The 22,231-nt window shown below is 27.5% G+C and carries 23 protein-coding genes; 19 read left to right on the top strand and 4 right to left on the bottom strand.

The annotated features are described in order from the left end of the window. Positions 1 to 9: 9 nt before the first annotated feature. Positions 10 to 1,323, bottom strand: coding sequence for a DEAD/DEAH box helicase (locus MC378_RS03920; RefSeq protein ID WP_242177418.1), 1,314 nt, complete (start codon positions 1,321 to 1,323; stop codon positions 10 to 12). 123 nt (positions 1,324 to 1,446) lie between these two features. Here MC378_RS03920 and MC378_RS03915 point away from each other — a divergent pair, with 123 nt between their 5' ends. Together MC378_RS03915 and MC378_RS03910 are read left to right on the top strand one after the other, a co-directional pair. After that, positions 1,447 to 2,028, top strand: coding sequence for a MiaE family protein (locus MC378_RS03915; protein WP_242177417.1), 582 nt, complete (start codon positions 1,447 to 1,449; stop codon positions 2,026 to 2,028). A 79-nt stretch (positions 2,029 to 2,107) separates the two neighbouring features. Beyond that, the gene (locus MC378_RS03910) at positions 2,108 to 2,539 is read left to right on the top strand and encodes a DUF4268 domain-containing protein (RefSeq protein ID WP_242177416.1); all 432 of its coding nucleotides are present in this window, start codon (positions 2,108 to 2,110) and stop codon (positions 2,537 to 2,539) included. Positions 2,540 to 2,766: 227 nt separating this feature from the next. Here MC378_RS03910 and MC378_RS03905 read toward each other — a convergent pair whose 3' ends face one another. Next, positions 2,767 to 3,105, bottom strand: coding sequence for a DUF4870 domain-containing protein (locus MC378_RS03905; protein ID WP_242177415.1), 339 nt, complete (start codon positions 3,103 to 3,105; stop codon positions 2,767 to 2,769). A gap of 96 nt (positions 3,106 to 3,201) precedes the next feature. Here MC378_RS03905 and mnmE point away from each other — a divergent pair, with 96 nt between their 5' ends. From mnmE to MC378_RS03845, 12 genes are all read left to right on the top strand, one after another. After that, complete coding sequence (mnmE, locus tag MC378_RS03900; protein ID WP_242177656.1) at positions 3,202 to 4,596, top strand: tRNA uridine-5-carboxymethylaminomethyl(34) synthesis GTPase MnmE; 1,395 nt, start codon at positions 3,202 to 3,204, stop codon at positions 4,594 to 4,596. Between the two features lie 171 nt (positions 4,597 to 4,767). Then, positions 4,768 to 5,910, top strand: a complete 1,143-nt coding sequence (locus MC378_RS03895; RefSeq protein WP_242177414.1) for a tyrosine-type recombinase/integrase — start codon at positions 4,768 to 4,770, stop codon at positions 5,908 to 5,910. Between the two features lie 3 nt (positions 5,911 to 5,913). After that, positions 5,914 to 6,567 carry a hypothetical protein gene (locus tag MC378_RS03890; protein ID WP_242177413.1) on the top strand — a complete coding sequence of 218 codons (654 nt, stop codon included), beginning with the start codon at positions 5,914 to 5,916 and terminating at the stop codon, positions 6,565 to 6,567. A gap of 144 nt (positions 6,568 to 6,711) precedes the next feature. Next, a complete protein-coding gene (locus MC378_RS03885; protein WP_242177412.1) occupies positions 6,712 to 6,996 on the top strand; it encodes a helix-turn-helix transcriptional regulator in 285 nt (94 codons plus the stop codon). Further along, on the top strand, positions 6,996 to 7,964 hold the full coding sequence (locus tag MC378_RS03880; RefSeq protein ID WP_242177411.1) for a replication initiation protein: 969 nt from the start codon (positions 6,996 to 6,998) through the stop codon (positions 7,962 to 7,964). The genes MC378_RS03885 and MC378_RS03880 overlap by 1 nt, the downstream gene beginning before the upstream one ends. A gap of 312 nt (positions 7,965 to 8,276) precedes the next feature. Continuing rightward, positions 8,277 to 9,080, top strand: a complete 804-nt coding sequence (locus tag MC378_RS03875; RefSeq protein ID WP_242177410.1) for a toprim domain-containing protein — start codon at positions 8,277 to 8,279, stop codon at positions 9,078 to 9,080. Between the two features lie 383 nt (positions 9,081 to 9,463). Next, on the top strand, positions 9,464 to 9,823 hold the full coding sequence (locus MC378_RS03870) for a hypothetical protein (RefSeq protein ID WP_242177409.1): 360 nt from the start codon (positions 9,464 to 9,466) through the stop codon (positions 9,821 to 9,823). Positions 9,824 to 10,153: 330 nt separating this feature from the next. After that, positions 10,154 to 10,726, top strand: a complete 573-nt coding sequence (locus MC378_RS03865; RefSeq protein WP_242177408.1) for a hypothetical protein — start codon at positions 10,154 to 10,156, stop codon at positions 10,724 to 10,726. A 23-nt stretch (positions 10,727 to 10,749) separates the two neighbouring features. After that, a complete protein-coding gene (locus tag MC378_RS03860) occupies positions 10,750 to 11,076 on the top strand; it encodes a hypothetical protein (RefSeq protein WP_242177407.1) in 327 nt (108 codons plus the stop codon). A 258-nt stretch (positions 11,077 to 11,334) separates the two neighbouring features. Continuing rightward, positions 11,335 to 11,670 (top strand): helix-turn-helix domain-containing protein, encoded by a 336-nt coding sequence (locus tag MC378_RS03855; protein ID WP_242177406.1) that lies wholly within the window; start codon positions 11,335 to 11,337, stop codon positions 11,668 to 11,670. 2 nt (positions 11,671 to 11,672) lie between these two features. After that, a complete protein-coding gene (locus tag MC378_RS03850) occupies positions 11,673 to 14,648 on the top strand; it encodes an Eco57I restriction-modification methylase domain-containing protein (RefSeq protein ID WP_242177405.1) in 2,976 nt (991 codons plus the stop codon). Next, on the top strand, positions 14,635 to 16,254 hold the full coding sequence (locus MC378_RS03845; protein WP_242177404.1) for an Eco57I restriction-modification methylase domain-containing protein: 1,620 nt from the start codon (positions 14,635 to 14,637) through the stop codon (positions 16,252 to 16,254). Before MC378_RS03850 ends, MC378_RS03845 begins: the two co-directional genes overlap by 14 nt. Before the next feature lie 70 nt (positions 16,255 to 16,324). Here MC378_RS03845 and MC378_RS03840 read toward each other — a convergent pair whose 3' ends face one another. Together MC378_RS03840 and MC378_RS03835 are read right to left on the bottom strand one after the other, a co-directional pair. After that, positions 16,325 to 16,924: an ImmA/IrrE family metallo-endopeptidase gene (locus tag MC378_RS03840; protein ID WP_242177655.1), complete on the bottom strand. Its 600-nt coding sequence runs from the start codon at positions 16,922 to 16,924 to the stop codon at positions 16,325 to 16,327. Further along, positions 16,905 to 17,234, bottom strand: a complete 330-nt coding sequence (locus MC378_RS03835; RefSeq protein WP_242177403.1) for a helix-turn-helix domain-containing protein — start codon at positions 17,232 to 17,234, stop codon at positions 16,905 to 16,907. The genes MC378_RS03840 and MC378_RS03835 overlap by 20 nt, the downstream gene beginning before the upstream one ends. Before the next feature lie 113 nt (positions 17,235 to 17,347). Between MC378_RS03835 and MC378_RS15355 the strand changes: the two genes are divergently transcribed. The 5 genes from MC378_RS15355 to MC378_RS03815 all read left to right on the top strand — a co-directional run bounded on the left by MC378_RS15355 (position 17,348) and on the right by MC378_RS03815 (position 22,081). Then, a complete protein-coding gene (locus MC378_RS15355; protein WP_274704099.1) occupies positions 17,348 to 17,476 on the top strand; it encodes a hypothetical protein in 129 nt (42 codons plus the stop codon). A gap of 263 nt (positions 17,477 to 17,739) precedes the next feature. Continuing rightward, a complete protein-coding gene (locus MC378_RS03830) occupies positions 17,740 to 18,963 on the top strand; it encodes a hypothetical protein (protein WP_242177402.1) in 1,224 nt (407 codons plus the stop codon). A gap of 689 nt (positions 18,964 to 19,652) precedes the next feature. Then, a complete protein-coding gene (locus MC378_RS03825) occupies positions 19,653 to 20,018 on the top strand; it encodes a helix-turn-helix domain-containing protein (RefSeq protein ID WP_242177401.1) in 366 nt (121 codons plus the stop codon). Positions 20,019 to 20,021: 3 nt separating this feature from the next. Beyond that, positions 20,022 to 21,116 carry a site-specific integrase gene (locus tag MC378_RS03820; protein ID WP_242177400.1) on the top strand — a complete coding sequence of 365 codons (1,095 nt, stop codon included), beginning with the start codon at positions 20,022 to 20,024 and terminating at the stop codon, positions 21,114 to 21,116. Further along, entirely contained in the window at positions 21,116 to 22,081 is a 966-nt protein-coding gene (locus tag MC378_RS03815) for a DUF6617 family protein (RefSeq protein ID WP_242177399.1), read from the top strand. Before MC378_RS03820 ends, MC378_RS03815 begins: the two co-directional genes overlap by 1 nt. Positions 22,082 to 22,231: the final 150 nt, after the last annotated feature.

Below are 22,231 nucleotides of genomic sequence, written 5' to 3'. Positions count from 1 at the left end.
TAAAAAACTTTATATAATAAAAATTCTTACTTTTTTATTCTTTAAACGTGTGTTGTTTAAGTTTTCTACTAATTGCTTCGCTTCCAAAACAGGTACTGCAATAAAAGCACAATCTTGTTTTAATTCTATAATACCTAATTGATCTTTGGTTAAATTTCCTTTTTTAAAGAATAAACCTGCAATATCTCCTTTAGAAATTTTATCTTTTCTCCCTCCAGAAATAAATAAGGTTTCCCAAAAAACAGGTTTTAATTTCTGTTTATTAGAAACATCTGCATTAATAGTATTTTTAATAAAATCTGGTAAATGTTCTTTTTGCCATTTTAAAACATAAGCAGTTCCTTTTGCATTTACTCTAGCCGTTCTACCATTTCTATGAGTAAACTCTTCTTCTCTTTGTGGTAGCTCATAATGAATGATGTATTTCATTTCTGGAATATCAATTCCTCTTGCGGCTAAATCTGTTGCCACTAAAACTTGACTAGAGCCATTTCTAAATTTTATTAAAGAACGTTCTCGATCTCTTTGTTCCATCCCTCCAGAAAAACAACTATGTGCTATTTTATTCTTCGTTAAAAAATCACTTACTTGCTGTATGCTATCTTTTAAATTACAAAAAATAATTCCTGGTTCATTACCAATATTATGCAATAAGTCTAATAAAGTTTGATTCTTATTTTTATTTGGAGAAACTACGGTTTTAATATCTAATTTTTTAGATTTTTTACCCGTTAAGTAGTTTAATATTTTAGGATTATTTAACCTCACAAAATCAGGAACATCAGCATCTTGTGTTGCAGATGTTAAAATACGTTTGTTAATATTTGGTAACTGATTTATAATTCCTCTCATCTCATACTCAAAACCAACTTCTAATGATTTGTCAAATTCATCTAAAATTAATGTTTTAATACTCTCTTTAGAAAAACGATCGTTTGCAAAATGATCCGATATTCTTCCAGGTGTACCTATTAAAATACTAGGTGTATGCTTTATTTCTATTTTATCTTTAGCCATAGAGCGCCCACCGTAAACAGCATTTACCTTAAACCCTGTTCCCATTTCTCTGATTACTTGTTCTATTTGGATAGCCAATTCTCTAGACGGAACTAAAATTAGTACCTGAATATCTTTATTTTCTGGATCTATCAATTTAAGTGTTGGCAATAAAAAAGCCAAGGTTTTCCCTGTTCCTGTTGGAGAAAGAATAATAGTATTGCTATTACTATCTACAACTGAAATTGCTTCATTTTGCATTTCGTTTAATTCGTAGATATTCAATTTTGCTAAAATGTCTTCTTGATCTTTTATATTATTTGCCATGCTTTTTTTAACTATAAACCTATATTTTATTCTTTATTGAAACTCAAATATTTGTCAAAGATAGTTAGTCTTTTATCAATAAAGACTTTATATTTTTTACTTTTGCATTTTCAAACCAAAACAATGTTAGGATTACAATTCGAAACCGAAACTTCTTGGGCAGAAATTGCCAAAGATAATTTACAACAAATACTTACAGACCATGCGTTCTTAGAGCAAAAAGCAGCTTCTAATGCAGTGTCTATTATTATAAATTATTCTGAAGAAACAGAACTAGTTAAAGAAATGAGCAATATTGCCATTGAAGAAATGCAACATTTCAAAATGGTTCATTTATTAATGGTTAAACGCGGTATGGTTTTAGGAAGAGAGCAAAAAAATGATTATGCTGTTCGTTTACAAAAATTCTTTCATAAAACAAAAGACAGAACAGATGCGCTAATTCAGCGTTTACTTGTTGCTGCGTTAATTGAAGCTAGAAGTTGCGAACGTTTTAAGGTTTTTTCTGAAAATATGGAAGATGAAGAGTTGTCTAAATTTTATAAAAATTTAATGATTTCTGAAGCAAACCACTACTCAACTTTTTTACAATTTGCACGTGAATATCAAGACCGAGAAATTGTAGATAAAAAATGGAATGCTTTGTTAGCTTTTGAAGCAGAAATGATGAAAGAACGTGGTAATTCTGCTAAAATTCATGGGTAAAATTAACCTTTAACAATCACCAACTGAAAACTGACAACTGATAACTGATAACTGATAACTGATAACTGATAACTAAAAAATGTTCTCTAAAGAAGAAGCAGCACAATTACGAAAAGAATTTTGGACAAGTTTTGGAAAATCTTTTCCCAGGAAATGGTTGTTATATAACACAAAAATAAAAGGTTTTGCTTTTAAATTTTTAGCAGATAGAAAAAAAGCAGCCGTTTGTTTAGACATAGAAAATCCAGATGAATTGGTCAACTTGCTTTATTATGATCAAATGTTATCTTTAAAGGTATTATTAGAAACAGAATTACCAGAAGTTATCTTTGATGACTCTTTTGAATTAGATAATGGAAAATTAATTCATAGAATTTATGTTCCTTTTGAAGGAAAGTTTAGCATTCATAACAAAAACACTTGGAGAGATTGTTTTGAGTTTTTTGTTGAAACGATGCCTAAATTTGAACTTTTCTTTTATGAATATGAAGATATGATCAAAAATATTTAAAACTAACTGATAATTTATAAAACTTATTCCTACTCTCGTCAAAGATTACCCATATTTTAATATGTACTTTAAATCGTAACACTACACTCTTTTTTTGAGGAACAAAAAAAAGCGAACGCAAAAAATCTGACCTAAAAGGAACTCCCAGATAAAGTTGCTGCTTTTTTAATTCTTCAAAACAAAAAAATCGCCCTAAAAGAGCGATTTTACTAAACTTTCTTCTTTTTCTATTTTATAAAAGTTATACTAAAAGGATAATTAGGTTCTTCATTATTACTTGCTTTTATGGCATTTATAATCGGAAAAATTAGGTAGAAAAATCCAATTATAATTAATCCTAAAACTCCTAATCCTAAAAATAAAATTAACGGAATACAAATTAGAATATAAAGAAACATTGAAATTCTAAAATTTATAATTGCTTTTCCATGCATATCCATATCATAAATCTCATCCTTTTTAGTTAACCACAAAACTAAAGGCACAATAAAACCACCAATACCGGTTACAAAATCTAATAATTGACTTAAATGTGTTAATACTAATAATTGTTTGTCTTCTTTCATCACTTTTTTTTGTTAGTTATTACTAATTTGACGCAGAATTTCTTGTTTTGTTACAAAAGATTTATACAACTTAATTAAGCGATGTATATTTGCAGTATGATACAAAATGATACTATTATTGCTTTAGCAACACCTTCTGGTGTTGGCGCAATTTCTGTAATTAGACTTTCTGGAGAAAAGTCTATTGATATTGTTGCTGCTTTTTTTAAATCGATTAAAACAGGAAAATCATTAAAAAAGCAGAAAACACATACCATTCATTTAGGACATATTATTTATAATGATATTATTATAGATGAAGTTTTGGTCTCAATTTTTAAGAACCCTCGCTCCTACACAGGAGAAAATGTTGTAGAAATCTCTTGCCATGGTTCTAGTTTTATACAACAAGAAATTATTCAACTTTTTTTACAAAATGGTTGTAGAATGGCTGATAATGGTGAATTTACCATGCGCGCTTTTTTAAATGGAAAAATGGATTTAAGTCAAGCAGAAGCAGTAGCAGATGTTATTGCTTCTAATTCTGCAGCGAGTCATCAAATGGCCATACAACAAATGCGTGGTGGAATTACCAATGAATTAAAAGAGCTAAGAGCTCAATTATTAGATTTTGCTGCCTTAATAGAGTTAGAACTAGATTTTTCTGGTGAAGATGTAGAATTTGCAGACAGAACCAAGTTTAAAGAATTGGTTTCTAAAATTACCTTTGTTTTAAAACGTTTGATTGATTCTTTTTCTTTTGGAAATGCTATGAAACATGGAATTCCGGTTGCCATTATTGGAGAACCTAATGTGGGAAAATCTACTTTATTAAATACACTTTTAAATGAAGAGAAAGCCATTGTTTCGGATATTGCAGGGACTACCAGAGATGCTATTGAGGACGAAATGATTATTGATGGTGTTGCTTTCCGTTTTATAGATACTGCCGGAATTAGAGAAACGGAAGATGTAGTAGAAAGTATCGGTATTAAAAAAGCATATGAGAAAGCGGAAAATGCACAGTTGATCATTTTCTTAATCGATTCTAATAAATATGCCTATGCTAGTGAAGAGTTTCTGCATGAAATAGAGACCATAAAAACTCGTTTCCCAAACAAACGTTTATTAGTGATTGCCAATAAAATTGATACCTTATCTTGTCATGATTCGTCTATTTTACAATCTGAAATTGAGAATTTAATTCTACTTTCTGCTAAAAACAAAACAGGAATTGAAGAACTTAAAAATGAGTTAACTTCTTTGGTAAATATTGGTGCATTAAGCAATAATGAAACGATTGTAACCAATTCCCGCCATTTTGAAGCTTTAAACAATGCTTTAATCGCTATTAATTCTGTACAAGAAGGTATCGATTTGGATATTTCTACCGACTTATTTTCTATTGATATTCGCGAATGTTTACGTCACCTAGGTAATATTACCGGTGAATATGATGTTGATAAAGATATATTAGGGCATATTTTTGGAAATTTTTGTATAGGGAAGTAACGAGGGATAACAAAGGAAAGCAAAAGACTATAAAGAGCTGACAAACAGCCTTTTTATAAAAAGTAATTTTATTTTCTTTCCTTTCGAAACACTTTGTTAGTAGTTTTGGTACTCCTAAAGTACAGCTACACTATTTTATTTTTCACAAAGCTGTACAAATGTACACCTATTATGAAAATCACATTAAAGCAAAAAAAATTAAAAGACAACATCAGTTTATTTATTGAGTACTATAATGGAAGTTCAATTAATACTGAAGGAAAGAGAATCCACAATAGAAGACAGGAATATTTAAAAATATACTTACACCTTGCTCCTTCTACTTCAAAAGAGAAAAAAGAAAATAAAGAAAATCTTGAATTAGCAGAAAATATTTTTAGTATTAGAAAAGCTGAATACCTTCAAGGTAAATTTAAAATTCAAGATAGAAGTAAAAGCAAACTGCAATTCCTTCAATTTTATATTCTTAAAAAAGAAGAACGTTATCAATCTGATAAAAATTATGATAATTGGGAAGCTGCTCAAAAACATATCGAAAAATTTTGTCCTACTAACATTACATTTGACGAAATAGATATTGATTTTGTTAAAAATTTTCAAAAATTCCTACACACAAAAGCGATTGCAAAGTCTGGTTACCCCCTTTCTCAAAATACAAAACATACTTACTACAATAAATTTAAAGCTTGTTTATCAGCAGCATTTGAAGAAGGATATTTAAAAGAAAACATTGTAAGAAAGGTTAAAAGCATTCCTATGGGTGAAACTCATAGAGAATATTTAACTTTAGATGAAGTTTCCGATTTATTCAAAACAGAATGTAGAATCCCTGTTTTAAAAACTGCTTTTTTGTTTTCTATTTTAACAGGAGCTAGATGGAGTGACATTAATAAACTTATTTGGAGTGAAATTAGAGATGAGGGAATAGACAAAGAAGGTAACGAAATTTATAGAATGGTTTTTGCTCAAAAGAAAACAAACGGTGTAGAATATTTATATATTTCTAAACAAGCAAGAGATTTACTTGGAGAAAGAAAAGGTAAAAATGAAAGAGTTTTTGTTAATTTACATTATAGCGCACATATGAATTTCATCTTATTAAGATGGTGTATGTATGCAGGAATTACGAAGCACATAACTTTTCATTCGGCACGTCATACCAATGCTGTTTTATTATTGGAAAATGGAGCAGATATTTATACGGTTTCAAAAAGATTGGGACATAAAGCAATACGCACCACAGAGATATACGCCAAAATTATTGATAAGAAAATGAAAGAAGCTGCTAACTTAATACCAATATTAAAATTTTAAACTATGAAAAAAAAATATTATAAACTAGCTGATAAATTAATATTCATATCTGAAAAGTATCTTATACTTCCTATTATCTTTAATTCAATAGTAATACTAATATTAATTTTCATCAATATTGTTTTATTTCTATCGCCTGAATACACTCTTTTTAAATGGGGATTTCTTATTCTTTCACTTATAATCATATATTTTCTATGTTTATTTATTAAGCTAGCCGTTTTAGAACAAAAAAGGAGATTAAATGTAAAAAAATATAAATCTACAGTAGAAATTTTTACACATTATGAAAATGAAGAATTAATTAAAAAACTAGAATCTATATTATCTGGATATTTTAATAAATCTAAATCGACATCAACATTAATCTATCTATTGGTAAAAATGAGCAATAATGAATTATACAAATTAGGTCTTGATGAAAAATTTTATTTTAGCTTTAATAGTAAAATTCAAATCAGCAATACACTTCTATACATACAAACAAGTATCTTTAATAATAAGGATGAGAGCTTAAGACCCTTATATTCTTCTCATTTATATTCTGATAATGATGGTCAAAAAATAGAAGCTTCTGAATTTAGTACCGCCAAATCCAAATTTCCAAAAGCCAAATTAGATTCACCTATTTATAAAAAGCTTCTAAAACTACATTAAAATTAGTAATTATTAAGGTCTGTAAAATATGTTTTTTATGTTTTTCCCCTTGGTTTAGTTGCCTTTGTTGGATTTTCGCTGTATCGATAACAACAAAAGAAAACAAGTGCACTTGTTCATTATTAATTTTAAACGAATTAAAATATGGACGTTTTAACATTAGACCAGAGATTAAATAACATTGAAGAATTACTATTATCACAGAAAAGAGTTTTAACAATTCCCGAAGCATCTATTTATTCGGGGATTGCTGAAAGCTATTTATACAAACTTGTATCAGCAGGAAAAATAACGCATTCAAAACCCGGTGGAAAATGTATTTATTTTGACATTGATGATTTAAATACTTATTTATTAAGTAATAAGAAATTAGCACCTGCCTATTTAAGTAAAGTTGCATTATCATACACAAATAAAAATAGGAGATAATGAAGACAATCATAAATCATCCTAATCATATAATTTACGCATCCTTTAATAAGGAACTTACAAGTCTTGATGAAAATATTATTTTTCATATTCTTAACCAAATTAAACATATAAATCATTTTGAAGAGTTCAAAGAATATAAATCAGAGAAAATACAACTCAAATTCAAGTATTTAAACATCAATAGAAACTATAAATCTATTGAAAGCACTTTAAAAAAACTTTCAAATACTAGTATTGATTATTCAAAAAATATACCTAAACACGAAAAAATTGAGAGAACAATAACGAACTTCATTTCTGGGTATAGAAAAACAGAAAACAAAAGAGAAGTAATTATTGAAATCCCTGGCTTTACAGTTGAATTCTTAACCTATTTAAAAGGCGGTTACAGTAAATTAGATTTTAAACATTTTATTTCCTTAAAAAGCATCTATTCTAAAAGAATCTATAAACTACTTATTCAATTTAGTGACAAAGGTGGTTTTAATATAAGTGAGTCTAAATTCAGAAAGATAATAGGAATTGAAAATAAATATCTACGAACTTCAGATTTAAGAAAAAAAATAAATCTTGTAAATAAAGAGCTAAAAAATAAGTGTGAAGTTGAATTTAACTACAAAATCAACAAACAAAAAACTAACTGCTACTTATCCTTTAAAATTATTAACACCAATAATTCAGTTGCATTAGAAAGAAATTATCAAAACAAAATTAGAGGTAATCGAGATATGTTCATCTTTAATTTTTTAAAGGTCTTTTTATCTTCTAATGATTCTAATCAACCACAGTTGATAACAGAACAAATTATTGACAGCGGAAATTCAGAACAATTCTATAATCGAGTTAAAAGACTAAAAAACGAACTTTCAACAAATAATTCGAAAAAAACTAAAAATGATGTTACTAACTTACTGATTTCGACTATTCTTCCAGAATATAAAGTCAAAATAAATAAGAGTTCGTAAAAACGTCCCGATAAGCTCGTAAAAACATCTCAAAATTGAGTGGAAAACTTCGTAAAAACGTCTTGTCTAAAATTTTTAAAAAACTAAAATTCAGGCAGTTAGAGGGTTTAAAAAACACCATACAATAGGTTAACCTATTAAGAAAAAACAATTAACCTAGTATTTAGACAAAATGAAAGAAAAAAAATCACTGATTATCAGTAGTTTACAAATTAATTAAAAATGAAAAATTTTAAAAAAATACTAGCATTTTTTTGAAACTTCGTAAAAACGTCTCAAAATTTATAAATCATCATTTTAAACTTCGTAAAAATGTCTCACAACAATATAAAAGATTATTTGGCTACAAAAAATATACACCCAACTAAAAATTACGGTACATATGGAATGTATTTATCGCCATTAAGAGATGAAAAAAATGCTTCTTTCAAGGTAGATTACCAAAAAGACTTATTTATTGATTATGGCTCTGGAAAAGGCGGAAATATAACTGTTCTAAGTCGTCTTTTGACAAATGTTAAAACAAATGCTATCAGAAAATCAAAAACTATAAGCGTAAATCTTAAAAATTGTATTTGGAATACTCAAAAATTAACAGATTTTCATTTATTAAATTATTTAATAAAAAGAGGTATTTCAAAAAAAATAATGGAAAAATATTGTCTTGAAGTTGATTATGGATATTATGAAAAATACCCACGAAAAGCTGTAGGTTTTATTAATGATACTGATGGTTATGAGTTGAACTATAACGGAAGTAATCACCCAAAATTTAAAGGTACTCTACTAAACAAAAACATAACAACATTTTACAAAAAAAATGTAAAAAGTGTTTGCGTTTTTGAAGGGTTTATAGATTTTTTATCTTTCAAAACACTTTACCCAGAAGTGACAGAAATGAACTTTTTGATTTTAAACTCTACTTCTCAACTAAAAAAAGGAATTGATTTTTTAAAAAAACATAAGACAATTTATTGCTTCCTAGATAATGATGTAGAGGGTAATAGAACAACTAATGTAATTTTAGAACTATTTCCAGATAAGTCTATCGATAAGAGAAAAATTTATAATAATTATAAAGATTTCAATGATTATTTAATCAAAATTAAACCTTGAATTTTTTAATAAAATTGGTTTTACGAGAAATAATAAAGCAAGCTTAAAATACAACTTGCTTTATTATTTCTCATACACCTTTATACAATTATATTTTTATAGCATTATATCTAAATACTTTTATACAAATGTGTTATTATAATTTTATAACAATATATTTTTAGAGAATTGTTACAAGTTGCTTAAAAAATTAATTTTATCCGTGATTGACTATTTCTAGAAAATTATCATAAATCATATTTGGTGGTTTTCTGTAAATATTTATATCAAAATATAGAGTGCAAGATGTGTGTTTGTACGTACAAATTTTAACAAATTCACTAAAAACACAAAATTTGCTTACTCCGTAAGAGTGCTTTTTTCGGAACTCAAAAACCTAAAATATGGAAAAATTAGATAAAAAAACAAGAATTGGAATTAGAATAACCTATGAATTAAAAAGTAAATGGAAGATAGAAGCTAATAAAGAATTAGCTACTTTAACAGATTTTATAGTTAATAAAATTGAAGGTAATAGACCTATAAATGAGATAAAACATATTGAAAATTTATTTAACCAAATGGGTAATGACAGAAGAAAGGTTGAAAATAATATTAACCAAATTTCAAGAAATATAAATATTTCTAAAGGCTTAAATGAAAGTCAAATGTTTCAATTTTTAGAATTATTAGGAGAGTATAAAACAATAGTTGATGAACAAAATAAAAGGATAATTAAAGTTTTCAAAATTTTACATAGTTAGTAAAGTTGGATGAAAATTAAAAACTAAATATAACAACTCAAAGTTTTAGCATTCTAAAAGTTTGCTTAAATTTGAAACAAATAAAAAAATATAAGAAAAAAACACAATTATAATATATACATATAAAGCGTAATAGCTTTTGATTTGGTAATAGAAACTCGCCAGTTTTAAATTTCCCCAATTTCAAAGTTAAGACGCCCACGTTCTGCGTGGGCTGTTCTTATTTGGGGAAAGGGTTTCTGGCGAGACCTCTATATCAATAAGATTCAGTTCCACGTTTTTTTGTGCCTAAAAATTAAAGAACATATATAATTAATCAACAATAAGTTTATGAAATTCAAAACAACAATCCTACCAATTTTACTTTTTACATTATTAATATCTTGTAGTTCAGATGAACTAACTACTAGTAAAGCCGAATCAATGGCTATTGAATGCCAAGGAAATAAAAACCTTGTAAAAACAACTACTTCTTCTTATGGGGTTTTAGAGCAATGGGATAGGTTTAAAAAGAAAAATACCGTTTTTTTAGAATCGTATAAAAAACTAGAAGAGAAGGGTCTTTACAATATGGGCGAACTGCAACGTGTAAAAGGTGTTTTAGGGATGAAAGAAAGATATGAAATTAGCTTAACACCTAAAGCTGAAAAACTTTTAATTAGCTCTAAAAAAGATGCTAAAGGTAGAATAACAGGAAAGTTTAAAATATGTGAATACACGTTTGAGAGTGTAGAAGAAATTCACGAAATACCAGCAGAAAATATTGCAAATGTAAAATTGAAGTTTATCCGAATTAATGAAACTCCTTTTTTTAAAGAGACACACGAGAAGTCGAATCCTAAAGAAGTATTTAAACAAGTTAAGTATAAAAAAACCAATGATGGTTGGAAACTTTGTAATTAATATCAACTTAAAAGAGCGAAAATATGTATCTAAAAAGCGATAATATTATTGTTGGTTTACTAAAAAATATGATTAGAAAAAACACTTTTTATCATTCAGAAGGATTTAAAGTATTTGATAATTTTTTCTTTGTAGTTGAATTAGATGTTTCTGGATTTGAAGAGGAATTAATCCTTAACGGAATAGAAGATTTAAGTTCTAACTCTAAATGGTATAAAATAAATGGAGCTAATATTTTATCCGCAGATATTACAGCCGTAAGACTTAATTGTACAGTTGAAAAATTGAAATTCCATATAATAAAGCAAAAGCTAATAGAATTTAGAGATTTAGTTTTAGGCGAAAAATAATTTTATATTTTTATACACTTTTACTTTTATATAAATATACAAACTCTACTTATCGCCTGCCGCTAAGGCTCATTTTAAAAACAATCTGATTTTTTAAGCATTGCTATGAAGAGAAAAATCAAATCATTTTTAAAACGGAAAAATTAAAAGTAAATAACCAACAACAACATTTTTTAAATACAAATAGTCCATAACTAAAACTTTGTTTACATTTGGACAATTATTGTCCTGAATTTATTTTCAGGAGAAACACTAAAAATGAACACGAAACTATCGTTTGGAGAGTACTTGCGGAAATTAAGGGAAGACCAAAATCTTCCGATAAGAAAAGTTGCATCAAAACTGGATATTGACCCATCAACATTAGGAAAAATTGAACGTGGAGAGAGAAATGCCAATAAAGAAATGCTTCCAATATTGGCAGAATTGTTCGGAATTGAAGAAAAAACTCTTGGACTTATACTTTTTAGCGACAAAGTAGCTTATCAGATTATCGACGAAGAAAATCATAACGAAATACTGAAAGTAGCAGAAGAAAAAATCCAATATTTAAAAAATAAGAATCTTAAACAAGGTTCATTTGACCTAAAGTAATTATGGCTATTAAAGACCTTGTTAAAAAATATCATTCCAATAGAGAGACTTACTTGAAAGCGAATTATAACGAAACGCAACTCAGAACAGATTTCTTAGACCCATTTTTTGAACTTTTAGGCTGGGATATTAAAAATTCAGAAGGAAAACCAACCAATGAACGTGAAGTTTTAGTTGAAGAAGGATTGAAGGCAGATGCAACTGCAAACACAAAAAAGCCTGATTATACTTTTAGACTTTTTTCGGAACGAAAATTCTTTTTAGAAGCAAAAAAACCAAATGTAAAAATTGAAAAAGACAACGAACCTGCAAAGCAGGTGCGTAGATATGGTTTTACAGCAAAACTTAAAATATCAGTTTTATCAAACTTTGAATATTTAGCAATCTACGATTGTTCTCAAAAAGTTGAGAAAGAAGATTCTGTAACTAATTCTCGAATAAACATTTATCATTATACAGATTATGAATCTGCATTTGAAGAAATCAAAACACAATTAAGCCACAAAGTAGTTTATAATGGAGATTTTGATGAAACTTGGAAAGACATTGAAGAGCAACTTAAACTATCAAGTGTAGATAGTCTTTTCCTTTCTCAAATAAATGAATGGCGAATTATTCTTGGTAAAGAAATTTACTCTCACAAAACTGCAATATTAACAGAAGAATTAAATGACATTGTTCAATCTTACATAAATAGTATTATATTTTTGCGAGTTTGTGAAGATAGGAATTTAGAAGTCTACAAAACACTTTTAAACTTTGTTGGTAAAAATGACTTCACTTCATTAATTAAACAGTTTAAAAAAGCAGATAAAAAGTATAATGCTGGTTTATTCAATCATCCATTAACTGATGAAATAATATCAAATAACAGTTCTGCTTTTTGGACAATTATCGAGCACCTATATTTCCCTGAAAGTAGTTACTCATTTTCTGTTTTCTCTTCAGATATTTTAGGTAATATATATGAAATATTTCTTGGAGAACAATTAATAATTAAGAATTCACAGGTTTCAATAAAAAAGAAGCCTGAAAATATTGACAGAGACATTGTCACAACTCCAACCTTTATAATACAAGATATTTTACGTCAAACAATTGTAAAGCATTGTAAACACAAAACAGATAAGGAAATTTTAAGTTCTTCTTTTGCAGATATTGCTTGTGGTTCAGGTGCTTTTTTATTAGAATCTTATCAATTAATACAAGATATTTTAGTTGATTATTATTTGGAAAATGACATTAAAAAACTAATCCAAACATCAATAAAAACTTTCAAACTTCCATTTGAGATTAAAAAGAAAATTTTAGAAAATTGCATTTACGGAATTGACAAAGATTATAATGCTGTTCAAGCCTGTAAATTTGGTTTACTTCTGAAGCTTCTTGAAAATGAAGATAATTCAACCATTTCAACACCTGCATTACCAAACCTTCAAAATATGCATTTTGGAAATAGTTTAATTGGAAATTCTTTAACGACTTCTAAAGACCAAAACGAGATAAATCCCTTTGATTTTGGAAAAACAACATTTGACGTAATTGTGGGAAATCCTCCTTATATGGCAACAGAACATATGAAGCAATTTACACCTTTAGAATTGCCTTTGTATAAGAAACATTTCGAATCGTCATACAAACAATTTGATAAATACTTTCTGTTTATTGAAAGAGGTTTAAATTTATTAAAACCAAAAGGCTTTTTTGGATATATTGTACCAAGTAAATTTATGAAAGTTGGTGCAGGAAAGAAATTAAGAGAATTACTTACATCAAAAAAATCTGTAGAACAAATTATTTCGTTCGGAGCAAATCAAGTTTTTCATAATAAATCAACTTATACATGTTTGCTTATTCTGAAAAATGAAAAACAAAAAAAAATAAATTATTTAGAAGTTGATTCTTTAAAAGACTGGAAGACTAGAAAAATTAAAGATGACCATTTTGATTCTGTTAGTTTTGATGAATTAGAAAAAAACGATTGGGTTCTTGTTCCAAATATTTTAAAATCTGCGTATAATAGTATAAGTAAACAATCAGAAACTTTAGAAAACTTAATTGGTTCTGACAATATATATAATGGAATTCAAACAAGTGCTAATAATATTTACATCCATTCAAAAACCAAAGAAGACATAAAATATTATTATTTTTCAAAAGACAACATAGATTGGAAAGTTGAAAAAGAACTAACAAGACCATATTATAAAACTTCAAATGGAGAAGATAACTTAAATACTTATCGACCATTTAGTCCAAATACTTTTGTAATTTATCCATATTTAAAAACAAAAAAAGGAATTCAATTTGTTGAAATTGATAAATTAGAAACCAATTATCCAAATCTGTTTGCTTTTCTAAATCATTACAAAAACAAATTAGACAATTCAAAAAGAGATATAAAGCCAACACCAGAAACAGAAAACGAATGGTATAGATACGGAAGACATCAAAGTCTAGAGAAATGTGATGTTCCAGCCAAAATTATAGTTGGTGTTTTGGCTAAAGGTAATAAATATGCTATTGACTATTTTGGAACATTAATTTCATCAGGTGGAACAGCAGGTTATTGTATGATAACTTTACCTAACAATTTCCCATATTCAATCTATTACATTCAAGCACTTTTAAATTCTAAATATTTAGAATGGTTTTCTGCACTAATAGGAGAAGTTTTTAGAGGTGGATATATTGCAAGAGGAACTAAAGTTTTAAAGAAACTACCTATTAAGACTATTGATTTTAACTCAAAAGAAGAAAAATTAAAACACGATAAAATTGCCACTATTCAAGAGGAACTCATTAATATTCAAGAAAAAATAGATAAAAACAGGACTAATAACAGAAAGTTGATTCCTTTACAACGTCAATTTGAAATCCAAAAGAAAGAATTAGAACAGACATTAAAAATATTGTATAACCTAGGAGAAAGTGATAGTCTTATTCCTTTAATTTCAGAGATATATGCAACTAATTAAAAACGCATCTAAGGAAAAATTAAGGGGAGGTTTTTATACACCTGAACCTATTGCATCATTTATTCTAAAATGGGCTTTTAATGGCAATAAAGAATTAGATATTCTTGAACCAAGTTGTGGAGATGGAGTTTTTTTAGAAGAAATTCAAAAAGGAAACTATGAATACAATTTTGTAACTGCAATTGAATTTGATGAAATTGAAGCAATTAAATCTAGAAAAATAGGATTAGATAAAAGTAATATTATCAATTCTGACTTTCACGAGTTTTGTATTAACACAAAACAAAAATTTGATTTAATTATTGGAAACCCTCCATATATTCGTTTTCAATACTTTGACAGAGAACAACAGGAATTTGCTTCTGAAATATTTGAAAAAGCAAATTTAAAATACTCTAAACTTACTAATGCTTGGGTTTCTTTTGTTGTCGGCTCTTCCCTACTCTTAAAAGAACAGGGGAAAATAGGGTTTGTACTTCCTGCTGAAATACTACAAGTTTCTTATGCACAACCTTTAAGGGAGTTTTTAGGGCAATTCTACAATAAAATAAACATTGTATCTTTTGAGAAGTTGGTATTTCCTGATATTCAACAAGAAGTAGTATTGTTATTGTGTGAGAAAAATAAAACTAAAACACATTTAATTGAGCATTTAGAATTAAAAGATGCAGAAGAATTACAAAAATTAGATGTATCAAAACTTAAAAGCCCAAAGAAGAAAATTGATTTTAAATCAAATAAATGGACATTCTATTTCCTAAATCAAAAAGAAATTGATTTTTTAGAGCGTCTACAGTCAAAAAAAATAATCTCCAAATTAGGTGAGTTTGCAAAAGTTGAAGTCGGTATTACGACTGGTTCAAATCCTTTTTTTACTGTACCTCTTTCAACAGTAGAACAATATAATTTAGAGAAATATGCTAAGCCATTAGTTGGTAGAAGCGTACAAGTTCCAAGTGCTATATTCACAAAAAAGGATTGGATAAAAAATAGAAATTCAGAAGCACGTACTCATTTCCTATCTTTTCCCAAAATGAAAGACTTAAATGGTTCACTTGGAGCAAGAAATTATATTTCTTTAGGAGAGGAAGAAGAAATTAATAAAGGTTATAAATGTAGAATTAGAGATGAATGGCAAATAGTTCCTTCTCAACGCATTTCAGATGCACTTTTTATCCGTAGAAACAATAAGTATCCAAAGTTCATAATAAATGAAGCAAAAGCGTTTACAACGGATACAATGCACAGAGTAACTATAAAAGAAAATATAGAAATTAAAGCATTAACTGCAAGTTATTACAATTCTCTCTCATTTGCTTTTGCAGAAATTTGTGGAAGAAGTCACGGAGGTGGAGTTTTAGAATTAATGCCTAATGAAGTGGAAAGAATTCTTTTGCCATACAATGAAAATAATGCTGAATTATTACCAATCATTGACAAGATGATTCGAGAGAAAAAAGATATTTCTGAATTACTTAAAATCACGAATGAAAAAATACTAAAAGAAAATTTTGGTTTAACAGATTCTGAAATTGAATTAGCAGATGGAATATGGCAAAAATTATCAAAACGGAGATTAAATAGAAGTAAAAAAGACAAAGTTTAAATTCAGAAAGTATTATAAGAATAACAGATGATTACTCCTTAAAAAGTGAGAATTATTCAATTAATGAAACTTATTTCTTTTTAGAATAGTGTAACTGTTTTTTAACAGCAGTTATATTAATTCTATATCTAACCATTTCAATACTAGCATTATACTTTAAAGCGATATCGTCTTCACTTAAATTATTTTTAAGACTATAAAGTAATGCTGGTCTAGGCAATTGTAAACAAGCACCAAACCATTCTGCTTCATTCTCTTGTACTTCATCATAATTTCTAAGAAACCCAGATAGACCATTTGCTAGTATACCTTTATCCACTTTGTGACCACAAATAATATGCGCAAGCTCGTGCATAATATTACTTTGTTGTCTAGCATCAGAATGGGTTGGGTTGTGAACAATGATACTGTCATTATCATTAATCGGTATAGAAGCAGCAGACCAATTTCGTTGTCCTGTTTCCAATAATTCCGTAAGTATGCTTTCAGGAATATTAGGAATGTCTTTAGGTGTAAGAATAGGAATCTTTAAATAATCACATAATTTAAATGCGCAAAGGGGTTGCGATGCATATAAACTCATTTCCTGTCTAATCGATATTGATTTATCGTCAGACCATTTTTTGAAACCGTATGAATATTTTTTTTTCTTACTTTTTGGCAGAGGCATAAGCAAGATTTATCATTTGTATAAGAGCTTCTGCGGTATTGGGTGGTAGAGTTTTGTCTGCTCTCAAATGGGCAACAACGCCTGTGTGTGAATTTGTATCTACTGCACCTGTATTAAAATATTCAGAAGATACTTCTAACCATTGGCAAAGTTTTAAATAGGTGTCAATATCTGGTAAATTACCTTGTTCAATACGAGATAATGTTGAAGCACTTATACCAATCTCGTTTGCCAATGTTCTAAGACCTGTCTTACCACGCTTAGATTTAATCATATCTGCAAACTTTTTTGTGTCTAAAGATGAGCTCATTGTGAATAACCTGTTAATAACGTTTCAGCAAATATACAAATGTTTCTTTGGTCGAACAAAATTTTTAACGTTTCTTTGACGAAACAAACGTACAACATATAATACACTTTATTATGGCTAAAGATTCAAATGGTAAAAAATTTAACAGAATACCTGAACATACTAAAAAAGTAAACGGGAAAACAATAATTGTTAAAGAACATATTAGGAGTAATCGCAAAGATAGTTCAGGTAAAAAATAAAGAGTGAAGCCTCTACTCTAAAATGAGGATTGTTTAATCATTTAAAACTTTAAATTATAAGTAATATATCAATCTCAAACGGAAAAGTAAAAATATGTCACAAGAATAACTGTGTTGACGTTAATGGCGATGTCGCTAAATTTTTGACATTCACATTTGCAGCAGTTGTTGTTGTGGCAGGTATTTCGTCATTCCTCAATTCATCAAATTAGAAGTAGAATCAAACGGCAGTTTAATTGACTGTCGTTTTAATAAAATTAAAAATGAATAAATTTAAAAAAAGTGAGTTGTCAGAAAAAAATTATTTTGAAGATGACAACGGTATAAAAATAAATAAGCTCTTAACCTTGATAGAGAGTAGTGAATATTATCAAAATATTATTGATTATTTTAAATTAGATGTGAATGATGAAACTCTAATTGAAATTCCTGGTTCAATGACTATGTTTGCCGTTTTGAATTCAATATCTAAGAAATATAAAAAGGTGGATTTACTTAGTAATCTCAATGACATTTACTTCAATTACGATGATGACGAGTTCAAAATTGAGTTTTTGAATACTATGACTAATACGTATTTTAATAATATTGAAATTAACGAATTAGCTGCTTTACCGATTCATTCAGGGGAAAGAGATTTTTTTACAAATCTTTTTGATATGGATAAATATGCCAGACAACTAATTAATAGAGGGCATAGAGATATTCTCAATCAAAACTTGGAGTTATTAAAATCAAAAGAAGACTATGTCAAGCGTTATCGATTGCTTCATAGTGTTGAGGATAATAAATTCTTTTTAAGAGCGATAATATCAGAGGATCGTTATTTTAATTATGACAATAATTTAACTTTCGTAATTGCGTTATTAAAATTGCATTATGAAAAGCAAGCATCTGGAGTAGAATATTACCTTTCATTTTCTGAGTATAATGAATCATATTTAAGACTTTACTTTAGAACGTCGGAAATGAAAGAATTAAAAGGTGTTGGTCATCTTCAAAATATGCTTTTAGTTTCAAATGATGAGATTAAAAGAGAAGCTCTACGTTTCTCAACTATATGTAGTATTAATTTTAAAACAGCAAATGATAAAACTGAGCGACTATTCATAAAGCCAAAAGATATAAAAAATAAGGTTTTATCAATTTCTCACGGAACAGGCCCAGACCTTGCATTCGAAAGTTTAGAAAAATTCGTTAAATCGAAAGACATATTTGAAAGTTTATGTGAGGAGATTAAATCTGTAGCAAGTATTAAGGAGCATAATCAAATTATACATTTAGTAAGGTCTAAAATAGAAAATTCAAATACAGAGTCAATCAAAAAATCTAAAGAGGATTTGAAAAAAGTTCTTTTAAAAGATATTAAAAACACTACTCAACTTCTGGAATCATTTAATAAGTTGATGTTATTAGATGGTTTAGAAATTGACGCTAAAGAGTATTTGAGGTATGTTATATATGATGCTTTAGTAAATAGGAAGTAAAATAATCACTTTATATTATCATAAAAAAATATAAAACCCTCTACCACTAACGGAATAAAATTAAATCTATATTGATAAATTATAGTAAATAGAGGGTTTTAAAAAAGCTAAATTAAAAGCACCTATAAAAATAAAAGCCTCATAATTATATTATTATTTATGCAGAATAAAGGATTCAAATAGTAAATAATTCCTCATTGTAATTTATTCAAAAAAAATCAAAATCAGACTTTTACTCATACACAATTAAACAAAATTGTATAATTTTATAAAACACAAATAACGAAATTACTCTAAAGTAGTTTTATTAGTAAGAAAATGTAGCTAAATATAATCACTTAAAAAATAGTTGTACATTTATCCACTAAACAACAGCCAAAAGAAAGATAAAGTGTACAGCTTTAGTACACCTAAACTGCGGAAATCCCTTTAAAATATAGCAATATTACATATTGTATTGGAAAATAACCACCTTTCTTTTATTACGTAACTAACTGTTTTTCTTTAACTTAACTAAAAACACCTTCCTTTATTTGTTGCTTATTAACTCTTTTTTGATTAAATTCGTTGTATAATCGTTGCCTTATTTCATTATTTGTTGCCCAAATAGATAAATAAATTTTTACAGGAAATATTATGCACCATAATGCTACCTATTGCCCCATAAGGCTACTTAACGCACCATATGTATGAGTAGTAACATATATCTTTTAAAAAATTGTCAGCAGTGCAACAAACCTTTTACTGCAAGAACAACGGTCACAAAATACTGTAGTAATTCTTGTGCTAAAAAAGCATGGAAATTAAGAAAAAGAGAAGAAAAAATAAATGCTGCTATTTCTGAAACTGAAAGAATAAATAAAACTAACAATAATACGAATACAGTTCTTAATACAAATAAAGAATACTTAAGTATTACAGAAGTATCTCAACTTATTGGCGTTAGCAGATGGACCATACAAAGAATGGTTCAAAATGGACGATTAAAAGCTGTCCCTTTTGGTAGAAAAAGAATATTATCTAAGAAACAAATAGAAAACCTTTTTAATGAATAAGTTATGAAAGTAACGTTAAGACAAAGAAAGAAAAATAAAAATATTAGTCTATATTTAGACTACTATCATAAAGGAAAAAGGAAAACAGAATATCTCAGACTTTACCTAAATCCTTGTCCCAAAAATCAAACAGAAAGAGATCTTAATAAAAAAACTAAACAGTTAGCTCAAACTATTTGTGCCCAAAGACAAATAGAAATGCAAAATGACATTTATGGATTTCAAGATATCGAAAAGTTAAAAGGAAGTTTTAAAAGTTATGTAAAAACATTAGCAGAAACCAAAAACAATAGCATTGGAAACTTTGGAAACTGGAATAGCATGCTAAAACACCTTGATAAATTTTGTCCAAATGACATTAGCTTTAAAGATGTTGATAAAACGTTTGTTGAGAATTTCAGAAACTATTTAGATAAAGAGGCCATTGGTAGAGCAGGTAAAAAACTTTCTCAAAACTCAAAACATTCTTATTTTGGTAAATTTATGGCAGCACTTAAACAAGCCGTTAAAGACAATATTCTAAAAGTGAATCCTGGACAAAATGTAAAGCATTTTAAACAAGGAGAACCTCAACGTGAATTTCTAACTTTAGATGAATTACAAGCAGCAGTAAAAACAGAATGCGAAATTCCTATTTTAAAAACAGCTTTTATATTTTCTTGCTTAACAGGTTTAAGATGGTCAGATATTGTAAAATTAAAATGGTCAGAAATGCAATATTCTAAAGAAATGGGATATTATATAAGATTCACACAAAAGAAAACTAAAGGAGTAGAAACCCTACCTATTTCAGAACAAGCAAGAAATTTATTAGGTGATGAAAAGAATAAAGAAGATATAATATTTAAAGATCTAAAATATAATGCTTGGTCAAATTTAAAACTACAACAATGGATGATGAAAGCAGGAATTAAAAAAACAATTACATTCCATTGCGCTCGTCACACTTACGCTACCCTACAATTAACTTTAGGTACAGATATATATACCGTTTCAAAATTACTAGGTCATAAAGAACTAAGAACAACTCAAATTTATGCCAAAGTTATTGATGACAAAAAAAGAGAAGCTGCTAACAAAATAAATTTAAATCTATAATGATAAAAGATATTTACGCTTCCTTAATTTCAATAACAAAGGGAATCCATAAAGACACAAAAAACGAACGCGATTATAAAGAACTAAATAATAAATTAAAAAATAATATTGCATATAAAACCCCGCCTCTATTTACAATAAATTTTTCTGAAAAAGATTTTGGTGATAAACGAAAATATTACAAAAAGCTTATCGATAATGAAACTTGCAATAAGTTTAATAAATTAATTGATAGCTTTCCTGAAAATACAATAGAACACGAACATATTTTCAATTATCAAATAATCTTTAATCAATTCAAACAAAATTTAATAGATATAAACAATTATATCAAAAAGTATAATTATGATAGAGATACTATACAAAATGAAGACACATTTATAATTCAATATTTAAAAGCAAATATGATCTTATTGTATTTAGAATTACAAGAACGATTTGCTAAATATGGTGATGAAAACATACTTACAATTAAGGAAATTTATAAATATTTTTTTAATGAAGTATTAAATGAATATGATATTATTAAAAACTACCTCACAACTTCAAATAGAGTAAAATCAAACTCAAATACAAAAACTACCAAGAAATTAAATAAAAAAGTTTCATTCGGTTATTTAAAAGAAGATAAAAATTGGCTTTTAAAAATTCTAAAAAGGTTACAGTTTACCATTGACTTACTAGACACTTCAACAGATGTAGAAGATTTACATAAATTATTATTGACTCACAATTTTAATCAAATTGAAAAGAAAATATATTTAGATTGTAAAACAACTGAATTTAAGTACGTCGTAAATAAATTAAAAAGACATTTTAAAAACTTAAACCCTACAATAATAGAAGCTACAGGTCTATTTTATACCAAATCAGGAAAACCTTTAACTGCTCAAAATCTATATTCTAAAAATAACAATCCGTTAAAAAAAGAAAGCATAGACAATATCTTCAAACAAATACAATAAAAAACAATGAGATTTATTAGAAATCTCATTGTTATCTCACACGCACCTAAAACTCTCACACTTTATAAATCTTTCTTTTTAAACCTTTGTATCGTTCTTGAAAACCAAGAATGACATTTGGCCAAATGTCCTAATTTATTTTAAATCAAT

It is taken from the genome of Polaribacter marinus, from assembly GCF_022662535.1.
Taxonomy (GTDB): domain Bacteria; phylum Bacteroidota; class Bacteroidia; order Flavobacteriales; family Flavobacteriaceae; genus Polaribacter; species Polaribacter marinus.
This window is presented reverse-complemented; position numbering and strand designations above follow the sequence as displayed.